The 18,000-nt window shown below is 61.6% G+C and carries 14 protein-coding genes; 12 read left to right on the top strand and 2 right to left on the bottom strand.

From position 1 onward, the window contains the following. Position 1 precedes the first annotated feature (1 nt). From FYJ74_RS05590 to metG, 11 genes are all read left to right on the top strand, one after another. Entirely contained in the window at positions 2–670 is a 669-nt protein-coding gene (locus tag FYJ74_RS05590) for a septum site-determining protein MinC (RefSeq protein ID WP_154528602.1), read from the top strand. Positions 671–1,073: 403 nt separating this feature from the next. Further along, positions 1,074–1,874 (top strand): septum site-determining protein MinD, encoded by an 801-nt coding sequence (gene minD, locus FYJ74_RS05585; protein ID WP_154528601.1) that lies wholly within the window; start codon positions 1,074–1,076, stop codon positions 1,872–1,874. 18 nt (positions 1,875–1,892) lie between these two features. After that, positions 1,893–2,189 (top strand): cell division topological specificity factor MinE, encoded by a 297-nt coding sequence (minE, locus tag FYJ74_RS05580; protein WP_154528600.1) that lies wholly within the window; start codon positions 1,893–1,895, stop codon positions 2,187–2,189. Then, complete coding sequence (gene rodA, locus FYJ74_RS05575; RefSeq protein WP_154528722.1) at positions 2,189–3,343, top strand: rod shape-determining protein RodA; 1,155 nt, start codon at positions 2,189–2,191, stop codon at positions 3,341–3,343. Before minE ends, rodA begins: the two co-directional genes overlap by 1 nt. 88 nt (positions 3,344–3,431) lie before the next feature. Then, positions 3,432–5,249 carry a TIGR03960 family B12-binding radical SAM protein gene (locus tag FYJ74_RS05570; protein ID WP_154528599.1) on the top strand — a complete coding sequence of 606 codons (1,818 nt, stop codon included), beginning with the start codon at positions 3,432–3,434 and terminating at the stop codon, positions 5,247–5,249. After that, positions 5,246–5,857, top strand: coding sequence for a TIGR03936 family radical SAM-associated protein (locus tag FYJ74_RS05565; RefSeq protein WP_154528598.1), 612 nt, complete (start codon positions 5,246–5,248; stop codon positions 5,855–5,857). Before FYJ74_RS05570 ends, FYJ74_RS05565 begins: the two co-directional genes overlap by 4 nt. A 259-nt stretch (positions 5,858–6,116) precedes the next feature. Continuing rightward, the gene (locus FYJ74_RS05560) at positions 6,117–7,619 is read left to right on the top strand and encodes an Rne/Rng family ribonuclease (protein WP_154528597.1); all 1,503 of its coding nucleotides are present in this window, start codon (positions 6,117–6,119) and stop codon (positions 7,617–7,619) included. Next, positions 7,594–10,995 (top strand): chromosome segregation protein SMC, encoded by a 3,402-nt coding sequence (gene smc / locus FYJ74_RS05555; protein ID WP_154528596.1) that lies wholly within the window; start codon positions 7,594–7,596, stop codon positions 10,993–10,995. Before FYJ74_RS05560 ends, smc begins: the two co-directional genes overlap by 26 nt. Beyond that, positions 10,986–11,753 carry a tRNA1(Val) (adenine(37)-N6)-methyltransferase gene (locus FYJ74_RS05550; RefSeq protein ID WP_154528595.1) on the top strand — a complete coding sequence of 256 codons (768 nt, stop codon included), beginning with the start codon at positions 10,986–10,988 and terminating at the stop codon, positions 11,751–11,753. The genes smc and FYJ74_RS05550 overlap by 10 nt, the downstream gene beginning before the upstream one ends. 176 nt (positions 11,754–11,929) lie before the next feature. Beyond that, on the top strand, positions 11,930–12,745 hold the full coding sequence (gene rsmI / locus FYJ74_RS05545) for a 16S rRNA (cytidine(1402)-2'-O)-methyltransferase (protein ID WP_154528594.1): 816 nt from the start codon (positions 11,930–11,932) through the stop codon (positions 12,743–12,745). 118 nt (positions 12,746–12,863) lie between these two features. Continuing rightward, the gene (gene metG / locus FYJ74_RS05540) at positions 12,864–14,819 is read left to right on the top strand and encodes a methionine--tRNA ligase (protein WP_154528593.1); all 1,956 of its coding nucleotides are present in this window, start codon (positions 12,864–12,866) and stop codon (positions 14,817–14,819) included. Between the two features lie 126 nt (positions 14,820–14,945). Here metG and FYJ74_RS05535 read toward each other — a convergent pair whose 3' ends face one another. After that, on the bottom strand, positions 14,946–15,461 hold the full coding sequence (locus FYJ74_RS05535) for a GNAT family N-acetyltransferase (RefSeq protein ID WP_154528592.1): 516 nt from the start codon (positions 15,459–15,461) through the stop codon (positions 14,946–14,948). Between the two features lie 380 nt (positions 15,462–15,841). Between FYJ74_RS05535 and FYJ74_RS05530 the strand changes: the two genes are divergently transcribed. Beyond that, positions 15,842–16,672 (top strand): pyridoxamine kinase, encoded by an 831-nt coding sequence (locus FYJ74_RS05530; RefSeq protein ID WP_154528591.1) that lies wholly within the window; start codon positions 15,842–15,844, stop codon positions 16,670–16,672. A gap of 101 nt (positions 16,673–16,773) precedes the next feature. Here FYJ74_RS05530 and FYJ74_RS05525 read toward each other — a convergent pair whose 3' ends face one another. Continuing rightward, a complete protein-coding gene (locus FYJ74_RS05525; protein WP_154528590.1) occupies positions 16,774–17,823 on the bottom strand; it encodes an alpha/beta hydrolase in 1,050 nt (349 codons plus the stop codon). Between the last annotated feature and the right edge of the window lie 177 nt (positions 17,824–18,000).

The following is an 18,000-nucleotide window of genomic DNA, read 5'->3' as shown; positions in this document are numbered from 1 at the left end:
GATGGAACTTGCCTCACAGAAGAAGGAAATCAGCTTCAAAGGACGCGGCACATCGGTGTGCGTGGCCTTTGAAGGCGCGATCCTGCCGGGCATCTCGGACGTGCTGCGAGAGCTGCGCGATGCCGGGAGCATGGTGACCGGCCATCAGATCGTCTTTGATTTCAAGAAACTTCAGGTGCCGAAAAACTGGCTGCTTGATCTGCTGCGCGACGTGATTTTCCCGATGAATCTTTCCGTCTCGCTGTGGAGCGCGGAAGAGCCGTCGACGAAAGAAAATCTGGCGTCGCTGGGATTTAAAGTCGATGGTTCGGAGCGTCCTATGGTGACGCAGGGAACTCTCAAGATCGTCTCGATTCCTCTGCGCGGCGGACAGGCGCTGCAGCATGACGGCGATGTGCTGATGCTGGGTGACCTGCATCACGGCGCCGAGATCAATGCCACCGGCTCGATTATCGTTCTTGGCGCCATTCAGGGGCAAGTGCATGCCGGCTGTAACGGCGATAACAGCGCTTCGGTGATCACCTTGAGCTACCAGACCAATCAGTTGCGCATCGGCTCCATGATCAGCAACGCCATGGAGCCCGGGGCTTCGCCCTGGTGGGGCAAACCCGTACGAATTGTCGTGGAGGGCGGTGTCTTTGTAGCTGGCGATATCTCGTGGGAAAAATAGAAAGGCAGTCCTGATGAGCAGAAAAGACAGACAGAAGAAGCAGAATAGGTTGGAAAAAAGGCAGGCTTTGATCGCTGCGGCGAGAAAGAGTCAAGCCCAAGCCGTGGCGCGGGCTGCGGAGAACGAAAAGCAGTCAGAACTTTCCGAAACGGCACGGCTCGCAAACGAGACGGGACAGTCCGTTGTTTCCGTCGCTGAAGAAAACGTAGCGGCAGCACATCAGCCTGACGTTCCCAAAGCGGCGGTGCGGTCTGCGAAGGGGACAAGGCAGTTCGACGCTGTCCAGGCGGCGCCGGCTGAAAAGAAAACGGAACAGCCCGACGTCTTCGGAGCGTCACGGTCTGCATCGGAGACAGGGAAGAAAACGGCATTGACGGAAAGAACTCAAAGGAGGAGATCCCCCATGGCGGGACGCGTGATCGTAGTGACCTCAGGAAAGGGCGGCGTCGGCAAGACGACGACGACGGCCAACATCTCCATGGCTTTGGCCAAGCTGGGCAAAAAAGTCGTGGTCGTCGACGGCGATACGGGACTTCGTAACCTCGACATCATCCTCGGATTGGAAAACCGCATCGTCTATACGCTGGTCGACGTCGTCGAGGGCAGCTGCGAGCTGAAAAAGGCTCTGATCCGCGACAAGCGCGTCGATGGACTTTACCTGCTGCCCACGGCTCAGACCCGTCAGAAGGACTGCGTCAGTGAAGAGCAGATGAAAGCCCTCAGCGACGAGCTGAAGAAGGACTTTGAATTCGTCCTTTTCGACTGCCCTGCCGGCATCGAATCGGGATTCAAAAACGCTTCCGCCGGCGCCTCCGAAGCCCTGGTGGTGACCACGCCCGACGTGGCTCCCGTGCGCGACGCCGATCGCATCATCGGCATGCTCGAGGCCCAGGGCAAAGAGCGAATCCATTTGATCATCAACCGTCTGGTGCCGAAGATGATGCGCAAAGGCGACATGCTCGGGGTCAGCGACGTGCTCGACATCCTTTCCGTCCCGTTGGTCGGCGTGGTGCCCGAGGACGACCTGGTGCTGCGTTCGTCCAACAACGGCGAGCCTCTGACGCTTTCGCCCAACTCTCCGGCGGCGACGGCTTTTACCAACATTGCACGCCGTCTGCTGGGCGAGGAAGTCCCCTTCCTCGACGTGGAGAACATGGACAAAGGCTTCCTTGCCAGCCTTCGCCATTTCTTTGGCCGTAAGTAGGTGATCGCGATGGCATCTATGACTGATTTTCTGAACCGGATCTTCAAACGGACGAAATCCAAGGACAACGCCAAAAAACGTCTGCAGATTGTGCTCATGCACGACCGCAAGGATATCTCTCCCGAGATCATGGCGGCGATCCGCGAGGACATTCTTAAAGTCATCAGCAAATACATGGACGTTGACAACACAGGAATCGATATCGACCTGAACGATGACGAGAACATGGTGGCGCTCGAAGTTTCCGTGCCCGTGAAGGGCATGAAGCGGGCCTCTACGGCCATAGGCAGGGTGGCCGAGAAAAACAACGCGTGATGAACGACCATGGTTCCTGGCGGGATACGCTGGGTGCGCTGGATTATCCGCTGCTGATCGCCGTCGGACTCATGTATCTGACCGGCGTGGCGACGATTTACAGCGCTGCCGGCGGACCGGCAGGCCTGGGCAGATTTTATGCCGGGCGTCAGCTGATCTGGGGCGCCGTGGCGGCCGTGATGCTGGCCGTGATGCTGCGGCTGGATTACGAGTTTTTTCTCGACGCTTCCTATTGGCTCTACGGCTGCTGCTGTCTGCTGTTGCTGCTGCTGTTCGTGATGGGACATCGGGCCAAGGGCGCTCAGTCGTGGATCAACTTGGGATTCTTCAAAATCCAACCGGCGGAATTTGTCAAATTGGGATTGGCCTTTGTGATGGCGCATCATCTGACGCTTTTTCCGCCGTACAACCTGAAAAATTTTGCCGGGGCGCTGGCGCTCGGAGGCGTTTCCGCGCTGCTGGTACTCGTGCAGCCCGATCTCGGCAGCGCGCTGGTCTACGGCGTCATGATCTTTGTGGCGCTGTTGGTGGCGGGCGCGCCGAAGCGCTATCTGCTCTCGTTGGTGGGTGGCGCGGCGGCGCTGCTGCCGTTGGGCTGGATGTTTCTGAAGGAGTATCAGAAGAAGCGGATTCTCGTGTTCATCAATCCGGAGCTGGATCCTCTCGGCGCCGGATACAACGTGATCCAGTCGCGCATCGCCGTGGGGTCGGGGCGTTTCTTCGGCAAGGGGTTCATGCAGGGGGCGCAGAGCAAACTGCGCTTTTTGCCGGAGCCGCATACCGATTTCATCTTCAGCGTTTTTGCCGAGGAATTCGGTCTGGTGGGCGGGCTTTTTGTGCTGGCGCTGCTGTCGTTTATTCTCTGGCGCATGATCCGCGTTGCCCTGAGGGCGCGCAGCGTGACGGTCAAGATCCTTGTGGCGTCGTTGTCGGCGTCACTGTGGTTTCACAGTTTCGAAGCGATCGGCATGAGCATGGGGCTGCTTCCCGTGACGGGGCTGCCTCTGCCGCTGATGAGCTACGGCGGCAGTTCGCTGCTGGCGACGGTACTGGCGATCGGCGTGACGGTGAAGCTGGGCGCACAAAACGAGATCAGCCGCCGCGAAAACGCGGTGCCGGATTCGCGGACGCCGTATTCGGTGCGTCGTTCCTGACGCGCTTATGAACTTGCGATTCAGAGCGCGGAGATTCTTTTTTGCCGCCGCGCCGTGAGCTTCTTTACTCGATTAAGGATGATTGATTTTGCGATTTGAAGAATTTGACGATCCGCGCTGGCCATTGATCGCCGGGGCGAAATGGCCGTCGCGGTACGCCTGCTCCGAATGGGGGCGCACGAAGCCGAAGGAAAACGCCGATTTTCGCGTGTGCTTTTGTTTCCCCGACGTGTACGAGGTGGGCATGAGCTATCTCGGCTTTCAGCTGCTCTATCCCTGTACGAAAAACATGGACGGCGTCGACGCGGAACGCGCGTACTGTCCGTGGATCGACATGGAGCAGTCGCTGCGCGAAGCGCGGCTGCTTCTTGGGTCGATCGAATCGGGGCGGGCGCTGAAAGATTTCGACGGGCTGGGCTTTACGCTTCAGCACGAGATGAGCTTTACGAACATCCTCACCATGCTCGATCTGGGCGGCGTGCCTCTGCTGGCGTCACGCCGGGCGGACGCTGATCCGATCGTCATGGCCGGCGGACCGGCGGCGCTGGTGCCGGAACCTGTGGCCGATTTTATCGATATTTTCTGCCTCGGCGACGGCGAGGTCGTCAACCCGCCGCTGTTCGATCTGCTGAAAAAGACGAAAGGACGGGCGCGGATCGAGCGGCTGCGCGCCGCGGCCGAGCTTGACGGCACATATGTGCCCGCGCTGACGTCGTGTACTTACGACGAGTCGGGCGCGCATTTTGCATCGAAGTTCCCGCTGCCGCGAAAGCGCCTGATCTGCCGCGACATGGACGCAATCGCGCCGGAGGGCATGATCGTCCCCGCTTCGGGCATCATCCACGACCGCGTGGCGGTGGAGCTGTTCCGCGGCTGTTCGCGCGGCTGCCGTTTCTGTCAGGCGGGCATGATCTACCGGCCCATCCGCGAGCGCAGTCCGGAAGTCGTCGACAAGTGCATCCGCGCGCTGATCCGTCAGACGGGCTGGGAAGAGTGCAGCTTGGTCTCGCTGGCCAGCTGCGATTATCCGCAGATCGGAACGCTGCTCCAATCGCTGTCGAACCTTCACGACGACGGGATCAAAGTCAGTCTGCCGAGCCTGCGCGTGGACAATTTTTCCGTCGGCCTGGCGGCGGGGCTGGAAGTGATGAAAAAGGGCGGTCTGACGCTGGCGCCCGAGGCCGGGTCGCAGCGCATGCGCGACGTAATCAACAAGGGCGTGACCGAAGCCGATCTCGACGCGGCGCTGAACGCGGCGTTCGAGCACGGCTGGCAGAAGATCAAGCTCTACTTCATGATGGGGCTGCCCACGGAAACCGACGACGACCTGCGGGGCATCGTCGATCTGGCCGAACGCGCCGCTTCGATCGGCCGCCGCCACAGCAAACGCGCGGCGATCAACGTGTCCGTGGCCGGTTTTGTGCCGAAGGGGCACACGCCGTTCCAGTGGGCGGCGCAGAACACGCGCGAGGAGCTGGCGCGCAAGGGCGCTTTTATGAAGAAGCAGGTCAAATCGCGCGCGATCAGCTTTAAATACCACGAGTCGGAGCAGTCCTTCATCGAGGGCGTGCTGGCGCGCGGCGACCGCCGCGTCGGCCGCGCGATCCTCGAAGCGTGGCGGCTGGGCGAGCGCTTCGACAGCTGGAGCGAGACGTTCAGTCTCGAGCGCTGGATGGAAGCGTTTGCCCGCGCCGGCATCGATCCGGCGTGGTACGCCCAGCGAGAGCGCGCCGAAGACGAGGCGTTCCCGTGGGACCATATCGACACCGGCGTGTCCAAATCGTTTTTGCTGCGCGAATATCGCCGCGCGCGGGAAGCGAAGGTCACCCGCGACTGCCGCTCTTTCGGCTGCAACGCCTGCGGCTGGGAGCGGCGCGGCTGCGAGTGGAGCGAGGCGAACGCATGAGCCGCCTCCGCGTGATTTTCGAGAAGCGGAATTTTGCCTGCTTCGTGCGCCACGTGGAACTGCCGCAGCTTTTCGGCCGCATCGCCCGCCGCGCCGGGCTGAAAGTCGCCCTGACGCAGGGCATGTCGCCGCATCCGCACATCGTCATGGGGCCGGCGCTGCCGGTGGGCGTGATTTCGCTGTGCGAAGCGGCGGAGATCTGGTTCGAAGAGAACGTCTCGCCCGAGGAAGCGCTGGAGAAAATGAACGCCCAGGCGCCGACGGGGTTCCGTTTTCTCAGGGCTGTCCGCATTGCGCCCGACGCCATGTCGCTGAACAAGTGTTTTGACGCCGCTTCTTACTGGCTCTGTCCGCGCGATATGGACAAGCTGCCGGCGGTGAAGCGCGTCCTGTCGGAGGAGTTCGGCGGGGAGATTCTGCTGGAGCTGCACGAATGCGGCGACGGACTCGAACTGGTCATGCACGATCCGTCGCAGACCGGTCCCGGCGCGCTCGTCAAGGCGCTGGTCGCCCGCGAAGCGATCTCCGGCTGGCCGGAGATCTGCATCGCCCGGCTCTGTCTGGGGCGCTGGCGCGCCGACAAGGGCGAGATCGCGCCGTTGCTGTGAACCGCCGGAAACGAAGACCTCCGCTTCCTGAAAAAATTCCCGCGGCGAAAAACGGAGCGCCGGCGACGGCATGAAACAAAAAGCACATAGCATGAACGGTCTCGGCGGCTCGTTTTGAGGCGTAACGTTCCACGTGGAACATGACGCGCGGAAAATCCGGCCGGACGCGGGCGCAAATTTTCATGCGCTTTTTTCGCGCCGCGGCGGCTTTCGCTCCAGGCGGTTTTCGATAAAATCCTGTATTTTCGGAGGCGTGGAAATGAACCAGCCGGATATACTCATCCTGGCGAACACCATCGACCCTGAAGAAGCCCGCGTGGCGATCGTGGAAAACGGCCGCCTGAGCGAGCTCTTCGTCGAACGGATGTGGGAATGCCAGAAGAGCGGGGAAATATACAAAGCGCGCGTGGAAAGCGTTCTGCCCGGCATGAACGCGGCGTTCGTCGGCCTCGGCGACGGACGGAACGGTTTTCTTTATCTGAACGACGCGCGCGGCGTGAAGGTGCAGCAGAACGGCGAAGTGCTGGTGCAGGTCGTCAAGACGGCGCGCAAGAACAAGGGCGCCCGCGTGACTGCGCGCATTTCGCTGCCCGGGCGCTATCTTGTGCTCGTGCCCGGCGGCCGCGACGTGGGGGTGTCCAAACGCATCGTCAAGGAAGAGGAGCGAGGCCGTCTCAAGGAGGCAATCCGCGCCTTGGACACGGCCGGTTACGGCGTGATTTTGCGCACGGCCTCGGAAGGCGTAGACGCCGACGCGCTGGCCGACGATTTCGAGCGGCTGAAAAAGCTCTGGCGCGACATCGAGGACAGCGCCGCCAAGCAAACGGCTCCCTGTCTGCTCTACAAGGACATGGGACTGGTCGGGCGCGTGCTGCGCGACGAGCTGAGCTCCGAAGTGTCGCAGATCGTCGTCGACAATCAGGAGGAATACGACCGCGTCGGCGATTATCTGGAACGTTACAGCGCCGCGGAGAAAACGCCGGCGCTGGGATTCCACCGCAGCAACATCCCGCTGTTCGAATATTACGACGTCGAAAAGGAAATCGACGCGCTGCTGGACAACAAGGTCTGGCTCAAGTCCGGCGCTTATCTCGTCGTCGATCAGACGGAAGCGCTGACGGTGATCGACGTGAACACGGGCAAGTACACCGGCGGGCATAATTTGCGCGAGACGGTGCTGGCCACTAACCTCGAAGCGGCCGAAGAGATCGCTTGGCAGCTGAAGCTGCGCTCCATCGGCGGCATCGTCGTCGTCGATTTTATCGACATGGAGCCGGAAGAGGACAAAAAGGCGCTGCTGGCGAAACTTGACGAGGTCTTCGCGGCGGATCGCTGCCGCGTGCGCGTCTACGGGATCTCTCAGCTTGGCCTGGTGGAGATGACGCGCAAGCGCGCACGGGCCGATCTGAGATCGGTGCTGACGCGTCCTTGCCCGCTGTGCGGCTCCGGTTCGCGGGTGCTGAAGGAGGATTCGCTGGCGCTGATGCTGAAGCGCTTCATCCGCAAGGTCTTCCTTTCCGGACGCGCCGAGGCCGTGCTCGTGGACGTCAACGAATCGGTGGCGGCTTACGCGGCGCAGGTCTACCTGAGTCTGTGGGAAGAGACGTTCGGCCGGAAAATTTTTTTGCGCGGGCGGCTGGACATGCCGCTGGAAAAATTCCGCCTCGACCTGCAGGGCTCGCTGAACAGCATTGAATCGCGCCTCGAACTGATGCGCAGCAGAGGAGATACCAGCGTTGTTTATCGAACGACTGACCCTTAAAAATTTCAAAAGTTTTGGCGGCACGCACGAGCTTCCTTTCGCGCCGGGCTTCACGGCCATCGTGGGCCCGAACGGCAGCGGCAAGAGCAACATTCTGGACGGGCTGCGCTGGGTTCTCGGCGAGAGCGGTGCGGCCCGTCTGCGCATCACCCGCCAGAGCGACCTGATCTTTCAGGGATCGGCCGGCCTTTCCGAGGCGTCCGAGACCGACGTGACGCTCGATCTCAACGACGGCGGCGCCCGCGGCAGTCTGCGCCGCCATCTTGACGCCGCGGGCGGGACGGTTTACGTCAACGGCGCCCGCATGCGCATCCAGGATCTGACGCAGTTCAAACAGCAGTGGCGTCTCGAGGGCGACCGTTCGGCCTTCATCGGTCAGGGCGAAGTGGGCGCGGCCGTCCTGCAGAAGCCGTTCCAGCGCCGCCTGCAGCTGGAAGAACTCTTCGGCATCGACCTGTACCGCAAAAAACGCGACGCCGCCCTCGACGAGCTGAAACAGTCCGGCGACGAGCTGCTGCGCCTGCACACACTGATGGGCGAGCTGCGGGCGCGCCGCGAGGAGATCGCGCCGGATCTTCAAAGCGCGCGCAAGGCCAAAGACTATCAGGAACGCCTCGAAGACCTGCGCCGCGTTCTGTATCATTATCGGCGCTGCAACGAAGAAACGCGGCTAGAAACGCTCGGACGGAAGCATGAAGAGGCCGCCTCGCAGCTCGAGTCGGCGGAACGCTGGGCGTCGTTGTGGAAAAACGCCCTCGAACGCCTGCGCGCCCGGGGCAGCGAATACGCGCGTCGCCGCGGCGAGCTGAACGACGAATTGGAGGAACTGACGCCGCGCCTCGACGACGCGCTGCGCCGCGAGATGGCGCTCAACGCGGAAAAGAGCGAGAGCGAATTCGCGGCGCGCCGCGCCAGCGAAGAGCGCGACCGTCTTGAAGAACAGCTGAAAAAAGAAGAAATTCTGCGCAGCGAGCTGGCTGTCCAGGCCGGCCGGCTGACGCAGGAGTCGTCGTCGCTGGACGTGCAGATCCACGATTTGGAAGACCGCTTGGCAAGCCGCGACGCCGCGCTGGAAGAGACGCGCCGCAAACGTCGGGAACTGCTGGAACGCGAAGCCGGCCTGCTGGAAGAAGCGCGGCAGATGGAAGCCCGCGCCGAAACGCTGGGCCTGCAAAGCCGCGAGCGCTCCGCCGTGCTCGACGACCTGCGCGCCAAACGCGACGGAATGGTCTCGAAAATGACCGAGTCCGACGAGGCGCTGGAAGCGCTCGAAGACGCGCTCGAACAGCTGGAGAAAAAACGCGGCGAGGCGGCGGCCCAGAGCCAGGAGATGGCGATCCGCGCCCAGAGCGTGCGCCGCTCCATCGCCAAGGGCGAGGCCGAACTCGACAGCCTTTTGCAGCGCGCCGAAGCGGGGCTTTATCCGCGCCCCGTGCAGATGGTGCTCTCCGCCGTCAAGCTCGGGCGTCTGAAGATCGAGACGATCCCCGCCGTCGAAGGCTTTTCCTGCGACGGCTCGCTGGCTCCCTGCCTCGAAGCCTATCTGGGCGGCCGCCAGTACTGGCTGCTCGTCGACACGATGGCGCAGGCCCGCGTCGGCATCGATCTGCTCAAAGAACGCAGCGGCGGGCGCGCGACATTTTTGCCTTTGGAGCGCTGCCGCAGTCCCCGGCCGGGGAAAGCGCCCGCGGGAAGCGGCGTGCTGGGCTGGGCCATCGATCTGGTCGCTCCGGACAAACGCTGGCTGCCAGCCATGGAGCACCTGCTCGGCGACCTGCTGGTCGTCAAGGATTACGACACCGGCGCGCGTCTGGCGGCGACGGCGCGTTACCCGATCGTCACGCTCGACGGCGAAGTTTTTTCGCCTTCCGGCACCGTCAGCGGCGGCAAGAACGCCCGTTCCGCGGGAGCGATCACGCTGCGCAACATGATCGACGAGACGGAAAAACGGATCGCCGCCGACAAAAAAGCGCAGTCGGAGATCGCCAACGCCCTCGAAGCGGCCGAGCGCGCCGAGGCGAAAGCCGGAGAAGCGCTGGAAAAACAGCGCGCCGCCGCTTCCGAACAGAAATCGCGGACCGAAGCGCTGCGCCGCGCCCTGCGCGAGCAGACCGAGGAACTGAACGCTCTGCTTCAGGAAGACAGCAATTCGGCGGAGCGCATCGACCACTGCCGCGCCGAGGCGAAAAAGATGCGCGAAAGCGCCGCCCAGGCCCGCGCCGGGATCGACGCCCTGCCGCTGTCCGCCGGCGACGACGCCGAAAGCGCCCGCCTTGCCGAGCTGCGCACGCAGGGGCTGCTGACCGGCGAACGCCTGACGGCCAAAAAGGGCGAACTGGAAAAGAGCGTGCGCGCCGTGAGCGACCTGCGCCGCGCGCTCAGCGCCAACTCCGAGGAGTCGCGGCGCATCGTGCAAAAGCTGGCCGAACTGGCCGGGCGGCAGGAAACGATCTTGAAGGAAAAGGCCGGGCGCGAGGCCGAAAAACGAGCCGTGCAAGATCAGATCGCCGAGCTGGACAAGCACAACGCTGACGCGGCGCGGCGCATGGAGCGCCAGCTGCTGCGCAGCCAACGCGCCCAGACCGCGTTCGACGCGCTCACCCGCGACGAGCTGATGGCCCGCAATGAGATCGAAAAGTCCCGCGAGCGCCTTGACAGCCTGATCGCCGACAACGAGGAGAAATATCCCTATCCGGCGGATTTCGTCCCCGGCGACGAGAGCGTCGACAAGCTCGAGAACAGCTGCCGCTACGTGGAGCGCTCGCTCAAGGAACTCGGCGACGTGAACATGGGCGCGCTGTCGGAAGAGCAGTCGCTGGCCGAACGCCTCGACTTCCTCGGCGGCCAGCTCAAGGACGTGCAGCAGGGCATGGACGAACTGCGCGGCCTGATCGCCGGCACCGACAAACAGGCGGGAACGATGTTCAACGGCGCGCTCGTGAAGATCGACCGCCGCTTCGACGAACTGTTCCAGCGCCTTTTCGGCGGCGGCGAAGCCCATCTGAAAGCGCAGGAAGAAATGGACCTTTGGGAAGCCGGCGTGGAGATCGTCGCCCGTCCGCCCGGAAAGAAGCCGCTGTTCCTCGCCCAGCTTTCCGGCGGCGAACAGTCGCTGACGGCGCTGTCGCTGCTGTTCGCCTCTATGGAAGTGGCCAAAGTGCCGCTGGCCGTGCTCGACGAAGTGGACGCGGCGCTCGACGAGGCCAATCTGACGCGCTTCGCACAGATGGTGGCCGATTACTCGAAGAACCTGCAGGTGATCGCCATGACCCACCGCCGCCAGACCATGGAACACGCCGAAGTGATGTACGGCGTCACCATGTCCGAACCCGGGCTGTCGCAGATCGTTTCCGTCAAGGTAGACCAATGGGACTAGACCGCGTTAAAAAAGAGATCGCCCCGCCTGCGGACGGCGAGGCGATTCTCTACGGATTTCTGCATATGCGTCAGCCCGACGTAGGGCCGCGCGTCAACATGGACACGGTGCTGCTGGCCGGCTTCGCCCGGCCGCGCGCCGGCGAGCGCGTGCTCGAACTGGGCTGCGCCCACGGCGGCGTTTCGCTGATCTTGGCAAAACGTTTCCCGCAAAGCCGTTTCGAAGGGCTGGACGTTCAGTCCCGGCTGATCGAACTGGCGCGGGAAAACGCCGCGCGCAACGGACTGACGGCGAACGCCCGCTTCGAGACGGGCGACCTGCGCGAGCACCGCCGCCTCTACGATCACCAGAGCTTCGACGCGGTCGTCGTCAATCCGCCCTATGAAGACCCCGGCTTCGGCCGCCGCGCCGAGGCGAAAACGAACCGGCTGGCCCGCCAGGGCGAGATGTGCTTGCTGACCGACGTGTGCGACGCGGCGCGCTTCCTGCTGAAAAACGGCGGCCGCCTCTTCATGGTCATGCGCGCGCTGCGCCTGGCCGAAACGCTGGCGCTGCTGCGGGCGCGCCGCCTCGAACCGCGCGAACTGCTGATGGTCCATCCCGCGCCGGGCAAAAACGCCTCCGTGTTCCTCGTCGAGGCGCGGCGCAGCGGAGGGGCGGCCGTGACCGTGCCGCCGCCGCTGTTCATTTACGACGAAAAGGGCGACTACACCCCCGAGCTGAGGCGCTTTTACGCGCCCGCGCCGCCGCTGCCGTAAAACAAAATCCACCGCGGCGGAGCGGAGAAAAACGAAGGCTACCGCCAAGACACGGAGACACGAAGAAAAACCTGAAAAATGTGACGTTTGTCCCATGCGTTCTTTTTAAGTTCGATGTTTTTCTCTGTGTCTCCGCGGTGGCTTTTGTTTTACGACAGAGAAAGGAAGCTGGAACGATGCCGCTGATCCTGATCCCGACGCCCATCGGCAACATGGGCGACATCACGCTGCGCGCGCTGGAAGAGCTCAAGTCCGCCGACCTGATCGCCTGCGAGGACACGCGCCGCAGCGGCCTGCTGCTGAACCATTACGGCATCAAGCGCCCGCTGATGAGCTATCAGAAGTTCAACGAACAGTCCCGCGTGGACGAACTGCTGGCGCGCCTCGCCAACGGCGAAAAGATCGCCGTGATCAGCGACGCCGGCACGCCCGGCATGTCCGACCCAGGCTACGTCGTTTTGAAAGCCGCCGTCGAAGCGGGGCTGTCCGTCGACGTTCTGCCCGGCGCGACGGCCTTCGTGCCGGCCGTGCTGCTGTCGGGGCTGGAGCCGCATCCTTTTTCGTTCGTCGGCTTCCTTTCCGACCAAAAGGGCGAGCGCGTCGCGGCGCTGGAAAAACTGAAAGGCCATCCCTACACGATGGTCTTTTACCTCTCGCCGCACAAGGCCGCGAAGCAGCTCGAAGACTTCCTCGCCGTGCTCGGCGACCGCCGCGCCGCGCTGGTGCGCGAGATCAGCAAAGTCTATCAGGAAGCGCGCCGCGGCGCGCTCTCCGAGATCATCGCTTCGGTATCCGATGGCGTGAAGGGTGAGCTGGTCCTCGTCGTCGAAGGCGCCGCCGAAACGCCGCCGTCCGACGGCGCCTGGCGGGAAGAGGCGCTGCGGTTGCGCGCCGAAGGGGCCCCCGTGAAGCGGATCGCCGAAGAGCTTGCATCGCGGTTCGGCATGCCGAAGAACAAAATCAAATCGTGGCTTCTTGAGCCGCATAGCTGAAAATCTGTTACAATAATAAAACATTCCGCCGCGTACGGAATCGCGGCGGAATGTTTTTTGTCGCGGGATGAAGCGGCCCCGACGGCCGCATTTTTTACAGGCAATGGAGGCATGAACAATGGCTGAAAAGAATTTCTACATCACCACGCCGATTTATTATGTCAACGACGTGCCCCACATCGGGCACGCCTACACGACCATCGCCGCCGACGCCATGGCGCGCTACAAGCGCATGGACGGCTGCGACGTGTTCTTTTTGACCGGCACCGACGAACACGGCCAGAAAGTCAGCGAAAGCGCCGCCCAAAAGGGCATGACGCCGCAGCAGCTCACCGACGAGCTGGCGCAGAATTTCCGCGATCTGCTGCCGCTCATCGACGCCAGCAACGACGACTTCATCCGCACCACCGAAGCGCGCCACGTCAAAGTCGTACAGCAGATCTTCAAAAAACTGCTCGATCAGGGCGACATCTACAAGGGAACGTACAAGGGCTGGTACTGCGTGCCCTGCGAGACCTACGTGCCCGAAGCCAGCCAGGGCGAGAACCACACCTGCCCCGACTGCCACCGCCCGCTCAAGGAGATGGAGGAGGAAAGTTATTTCCTGCGCACCTCGGCCTACGCCGACCGGCTGCTCAAGTTCTATGAAGAACATCCCGACGCCATCAAGCCGAGAGTCCGCTACAACGAGGTGGTCAGCTTTCTGCGCATGGGCATGAAAGACCAGTCCATCTCGCGCACCAGCGTGCCGTGGGGCATCCCCGTTCCCGGCGACGAAGAGCACACCATCTACGTCTGGTTCGACGCCCTCATCAACTATCTCACTGCCTGCGGCTACGGCAGCGACGAGGCGAAGATGAAAAAGTTCTGGCCCGTCGTCAACCACCTCGTCGGCAAGGACATCATCCGCTTCCACTGCATCGTCTGGCCGATCATGCTGCTCGCTCTCGGCCTGACGCCGCCCGCCTGCGTGTACTCGCACGGCTGGTGGACCCGCGACGGCGAGAAGATGTCCAAGTCCAAGGGCAACGTCGTCGATCCGCACGAGATGGTCGCTCTCTACGGGTCCGACGTGTTCCGCTACTTCCTGCTGCGCCAGGTCACTTTCGGCCTCGACGGCGATTTCTCCGAACTCGCGCTTGTGCAGCGCATCAACTCCGATCTGGCCAACGACCTCGGCAACCTGCTCAGCCGCACCGTCACCATGATCGAGAAGTACCGCGGCGGCACAGTGCCCGCGCCCGCGGCGCTCGAACCCCTCGACGCGGAAGTGCGCGATCAGGCTTTGGAGGCCTTCGCCGAGTACCGCGCCTTCATGGACAACTATCAGTTCGACGACGCCCTCAAGGCTCTGTGGAGCATGATCGGGCGCGCCAACAAGTACATCGACGAGACCATGCCGTGGAAACTCGGCAAGGACGAATCGCTGGCCGACCGTCTCGACACCGTGCTGGCCACGCTGGCCGAAGAACTCAAGCTCGCCGCGCTGATGCTGGCCCCCGTGATGCCCAAGACCGCCGTCAAGATCTGGGCGCAGCTCGGCCTGAGCGGCGACGTGAAAGACCAGCGCTTCGGCGACTACCGCTGGGGCGGCATGGGCGAAGCGCGCCCGACCGTCCGCCGCGGCGAAGGCGTGCTCTATCCCCGCATCGACCTCGACGAGTGGAAGAAGCAGGCCGAAGCGCGCGCGAACGCCAAAAAAGGCCTTGCCGCCGACCCCGGCGAACACGAGCCGGAAATTTCCATCGACGACTTCGCCAAGGTGGAGCTGCGCGTCGCGCAGATCGTCCACGTGGAGCCTGTCCCCAAGTCGCGTTCGCTCTACAAGCTCGACCTCGACCTCGGCTACGAAAAGCGCGTGATCGTGTCGAGTATCAAGGATTTTTACAAGCCCGAGGATCTGGAAGGCCGCCGCATCGTCGTCGTGGCCAACCTCAAACCCGCCAAGATGTGCGGCGTCATGAGCAACGGCATGCTCCTCGCCGCCGGCTCCGGCGCGCCCCACACGCCCGAGGAAAAGCTCTCGCTGCTCGCCCCCGTGGAGGACATCCCGCTGGGCAGCCGCGTGCACTAGGGATTTTTATTGAAATAACCTCTGTGGCAAAGCGTTGGAGGAGTTCGAAACCCCAATCTCAACGCAACGCTGATTCCTGATGGGAACTAGGAGAAAACGCCGGAAAAGCCAATAGCCGTTATTCGGCTATTGGCTTTTCCGGTATTTTTCTTCTTTTGCGTATTTGCTGAAGATCCGCGATGATAACTGAGAAGAATACCCCATATCTTTATAGCCGAGTTTTTTGAGCAGTTCCATGCTCGGCTTATTTTCTGTGTCTGTATAACTGATAAAAACGCATTCAGGGTATCTTTTATGGAGTGTTTCTATCAAGGCATTTAATGATTCGAATGCATAGCCTCTTCGATGGTGTTTGCAGGAAAAAGTGTATCCGAGTGAAATTGAATCGTCTTTGGGAATCGCTGCAATCTCGCCAATCATTTCATCGCTGTCTTTTAAAGCAACCGCTATCATAAATGGGGCTGACAGCGTCATTTCGTCATCTTTTCGCCTTTTAATCAAAGCGATTATTCCAGTTCGTTCTTTTGTCTGACCGCGCTGGTATCGGTTGCATATTTTATTATTTCGATACTCGTGCATTATGTCCGCGTCTTTTTCTGTGACATTGCGCAGTCTTAATCGCGGCGTTTCTAGAAATATCATGTGCTCATTGATCCTCCTTTCCGACATCTATGACTTGTACTGCCGATTATACATGATGAAGGATGGATTGCGTGAAATATGACGCCTGATGGGTTTTCGTTAAAAGGGCCCGGGATTCTCCAGTCCTTTTTGATGTTGTGTCAAAAACTGCATAAAGTTGGCGGCGCCCGGCATGTTCAATGACACTTTTCAATGCAAACTTACATAGGAGAGTATGGGATAGAAACAAAAGCGTTCGCCATTCAATTTTATTATTGCATGGCGTTTCCCCATATTCTATAATATGAACCGCGTCTCAAGATCGTTTCGCGCCGGAAAGCTTCGAGTGCTTTTTTGCGTTTCCGGCAGAAGGAAATAAAATGGAAAAAGGAGAACGGAACATGTCGTACAAAAGGATTTTGACGGTGCAGGACATCTCCTGCGTCGGGCAGTGCTCGCTGACCGTGGCCCTGCCCATTTTGTCCGCCTGCGGGCTGGAAACGGCGATCCTGCCGTCCGCCGTGCTTTCCACGCACACCGGCGGTTTTACGGGCTACACGTTCCACGACCTGACGGCGGAAATGCCGCGCATCGTCGAACATTGGAAGCGCGAACAGATCCGTTTCGACGCGGTGTACAGCGGCTATCTGGGCAACGCTTCGCAGACCGAATACCTCAAGGAAATTTACGGCACGCTGCTTCAGCCCGGCGGCCTGCGCATCGCCGATCCGGCCATGGCCGACAACGGACGGCTCTATCCCGGCTTCGACGCGGCCTACGTGGAGGCCATGCGCGGCTTCGTCTTCGCCGCCGATCTGATCCTGCCCAACATCACTGAGGCGGCCCTGCTTTCCGGCATGGAATACCGCGAGCGGTACGACGAAAGCTACGTCGACGCCCTGCTCGCCGCGCTTCGCGAAGCCGGCGCCCAAACCGTGGTGCTGACGGGCGTCAGTTACGACGACGCGACGACGGGCGTCGTGGTGGACGACGGCGTGCAGAAACTCTATTACCGCCACGAAAAGCTGCCGAAGGGCTGCCACGGCACCGGCGACGTCTTCGCGTCCGTGTTCGCCGGCACGCTGACGGGCGGAAAATCCGCCTACGACGCGGCCGTTGCCGCCGCCGACTTCACGCTGCACTGCATTCGGTTCACCTCGCAGGATCCTTCGCACTGGTACGGCGTCAAGTTCGAGCCGCTCCTGCGCGAGCTGACCGAACGGCTCAAGTAGCGCCGGAACGTTTCGGCAGAGTTTTCTTGGCCTCGCGGCAAAAAACGCCGCCCGCCTCGGAGGATGCTTCGGAGCGGGCGGCGTTTTTGCGTCGCGTTTTTTTACAGATTCTTTTTGAAGAACGCCTCGATGGTGTCGAAGGGGATCGTTTCGGGGCGGTCGTACAGGTCGGTGTGACTGGCACCGGGGATGATCATGAGCTCCTTGTTGCCGCCGGTAAGTTTTTTGAAGGCGTCCTCGCTGAAGTAACGGGAATGCGCCTTTTCGCCGTGGACGAGCAGCACGGCGGAACGGATCTCGGAAGCGTAGGCGAGGAGCGGCATGTTGAGGAAGGAGAGCGCGGACGTGACGTTCCAGCCGCCGTTGCTGTTGAGGGAGCGTTTGTGATAGCCGCGCGGCGTCTTGTAATAATCGTAATAATCGACGAGGAACTGCGGCTCGGCGGGGCGGACGTCGGGCAGGCCGCCGGCCAGGGCATAGCTTCCGTTCCGGTAATCTTCGGTGCGCTGGGCGTTCAGCTGCTGACGCAGCTTGAAGCGGCCTTCCGCATCCATCTGGTCGAAGTAGCCGTTGGCGGTGACGCGGCTCATGTCGTACATGGTGGAAGCCACGGTGGCCTTGACGCGGGTGTCCATGGCCGCCGCGTTCAGCGCCATGCCGCCCCAGCCGCAGATGCCGATGACGCCGATCCGTTCCGGATCGACGTTGTCCTGAACGGACAGAAAATCGACGGCCGCGGAGAAGTCCTCGGTGTTGATGTCGGGCGAAGCCACATAACGGGGTTCGCCGCCGCTCTCGCCGGTGAAGGACGGATCGAAGGCGACGGTCAGAAATCCGCGTTCGGCCATGGTCTGGGCGTACAGCCCGCTGGACTGCTCCTTGACGGCGCCGAAGGGACCGCAGACGGCGAGGGCGGAAAGCTTTTTGCCGCTGCTGTCCTTGGGAATGTACATGTCGGCGGCCAGAGCGATGCCGTAACGGTTTTTGAAGAGGACTTTTTTGTGCTCCACTTTCTCGCTTTTGGGGAAAACCTTGTCCCATTCCTGTTCCAGCTGCGGCGCGGCGGCCGTTGCTTCCGCCGCGAAGGCGGCTCTTGCCAGCGACATGGCGCCGAAGAGCGCGCCCAAGGTGAATTTTTTACCGATTTTCATGACGTTTTCTCCTTTCGTATGCCGGCGCGCTGCGCCGGGCGCATCGTACGCCGCCGGACCGCGCGGTGCGCGTCATTTCCTGCCGAGCGTACGGTTGCATTATAGGGATGTCGCGAATATATAGCAAATACCTTGGTTTCATGGCTGGCAATTCATTTGAAGCATAATACGTTCGAC

Source organism: Pyramidobacter porci, from assembly GCF_009695745.1.
In the GTDB taxonomy this organism is placed as follows: Bacteria; Synergistota; Synergistia; order Synergistales; family Dethiosulfovibrionaceae; genus Pyramidobacter; species Pyramidobacter porci.
Note: the sequence above shows the minus strand (reverse complement) of the source record. Positions and strands in the feature narration are given on the sequence as shown.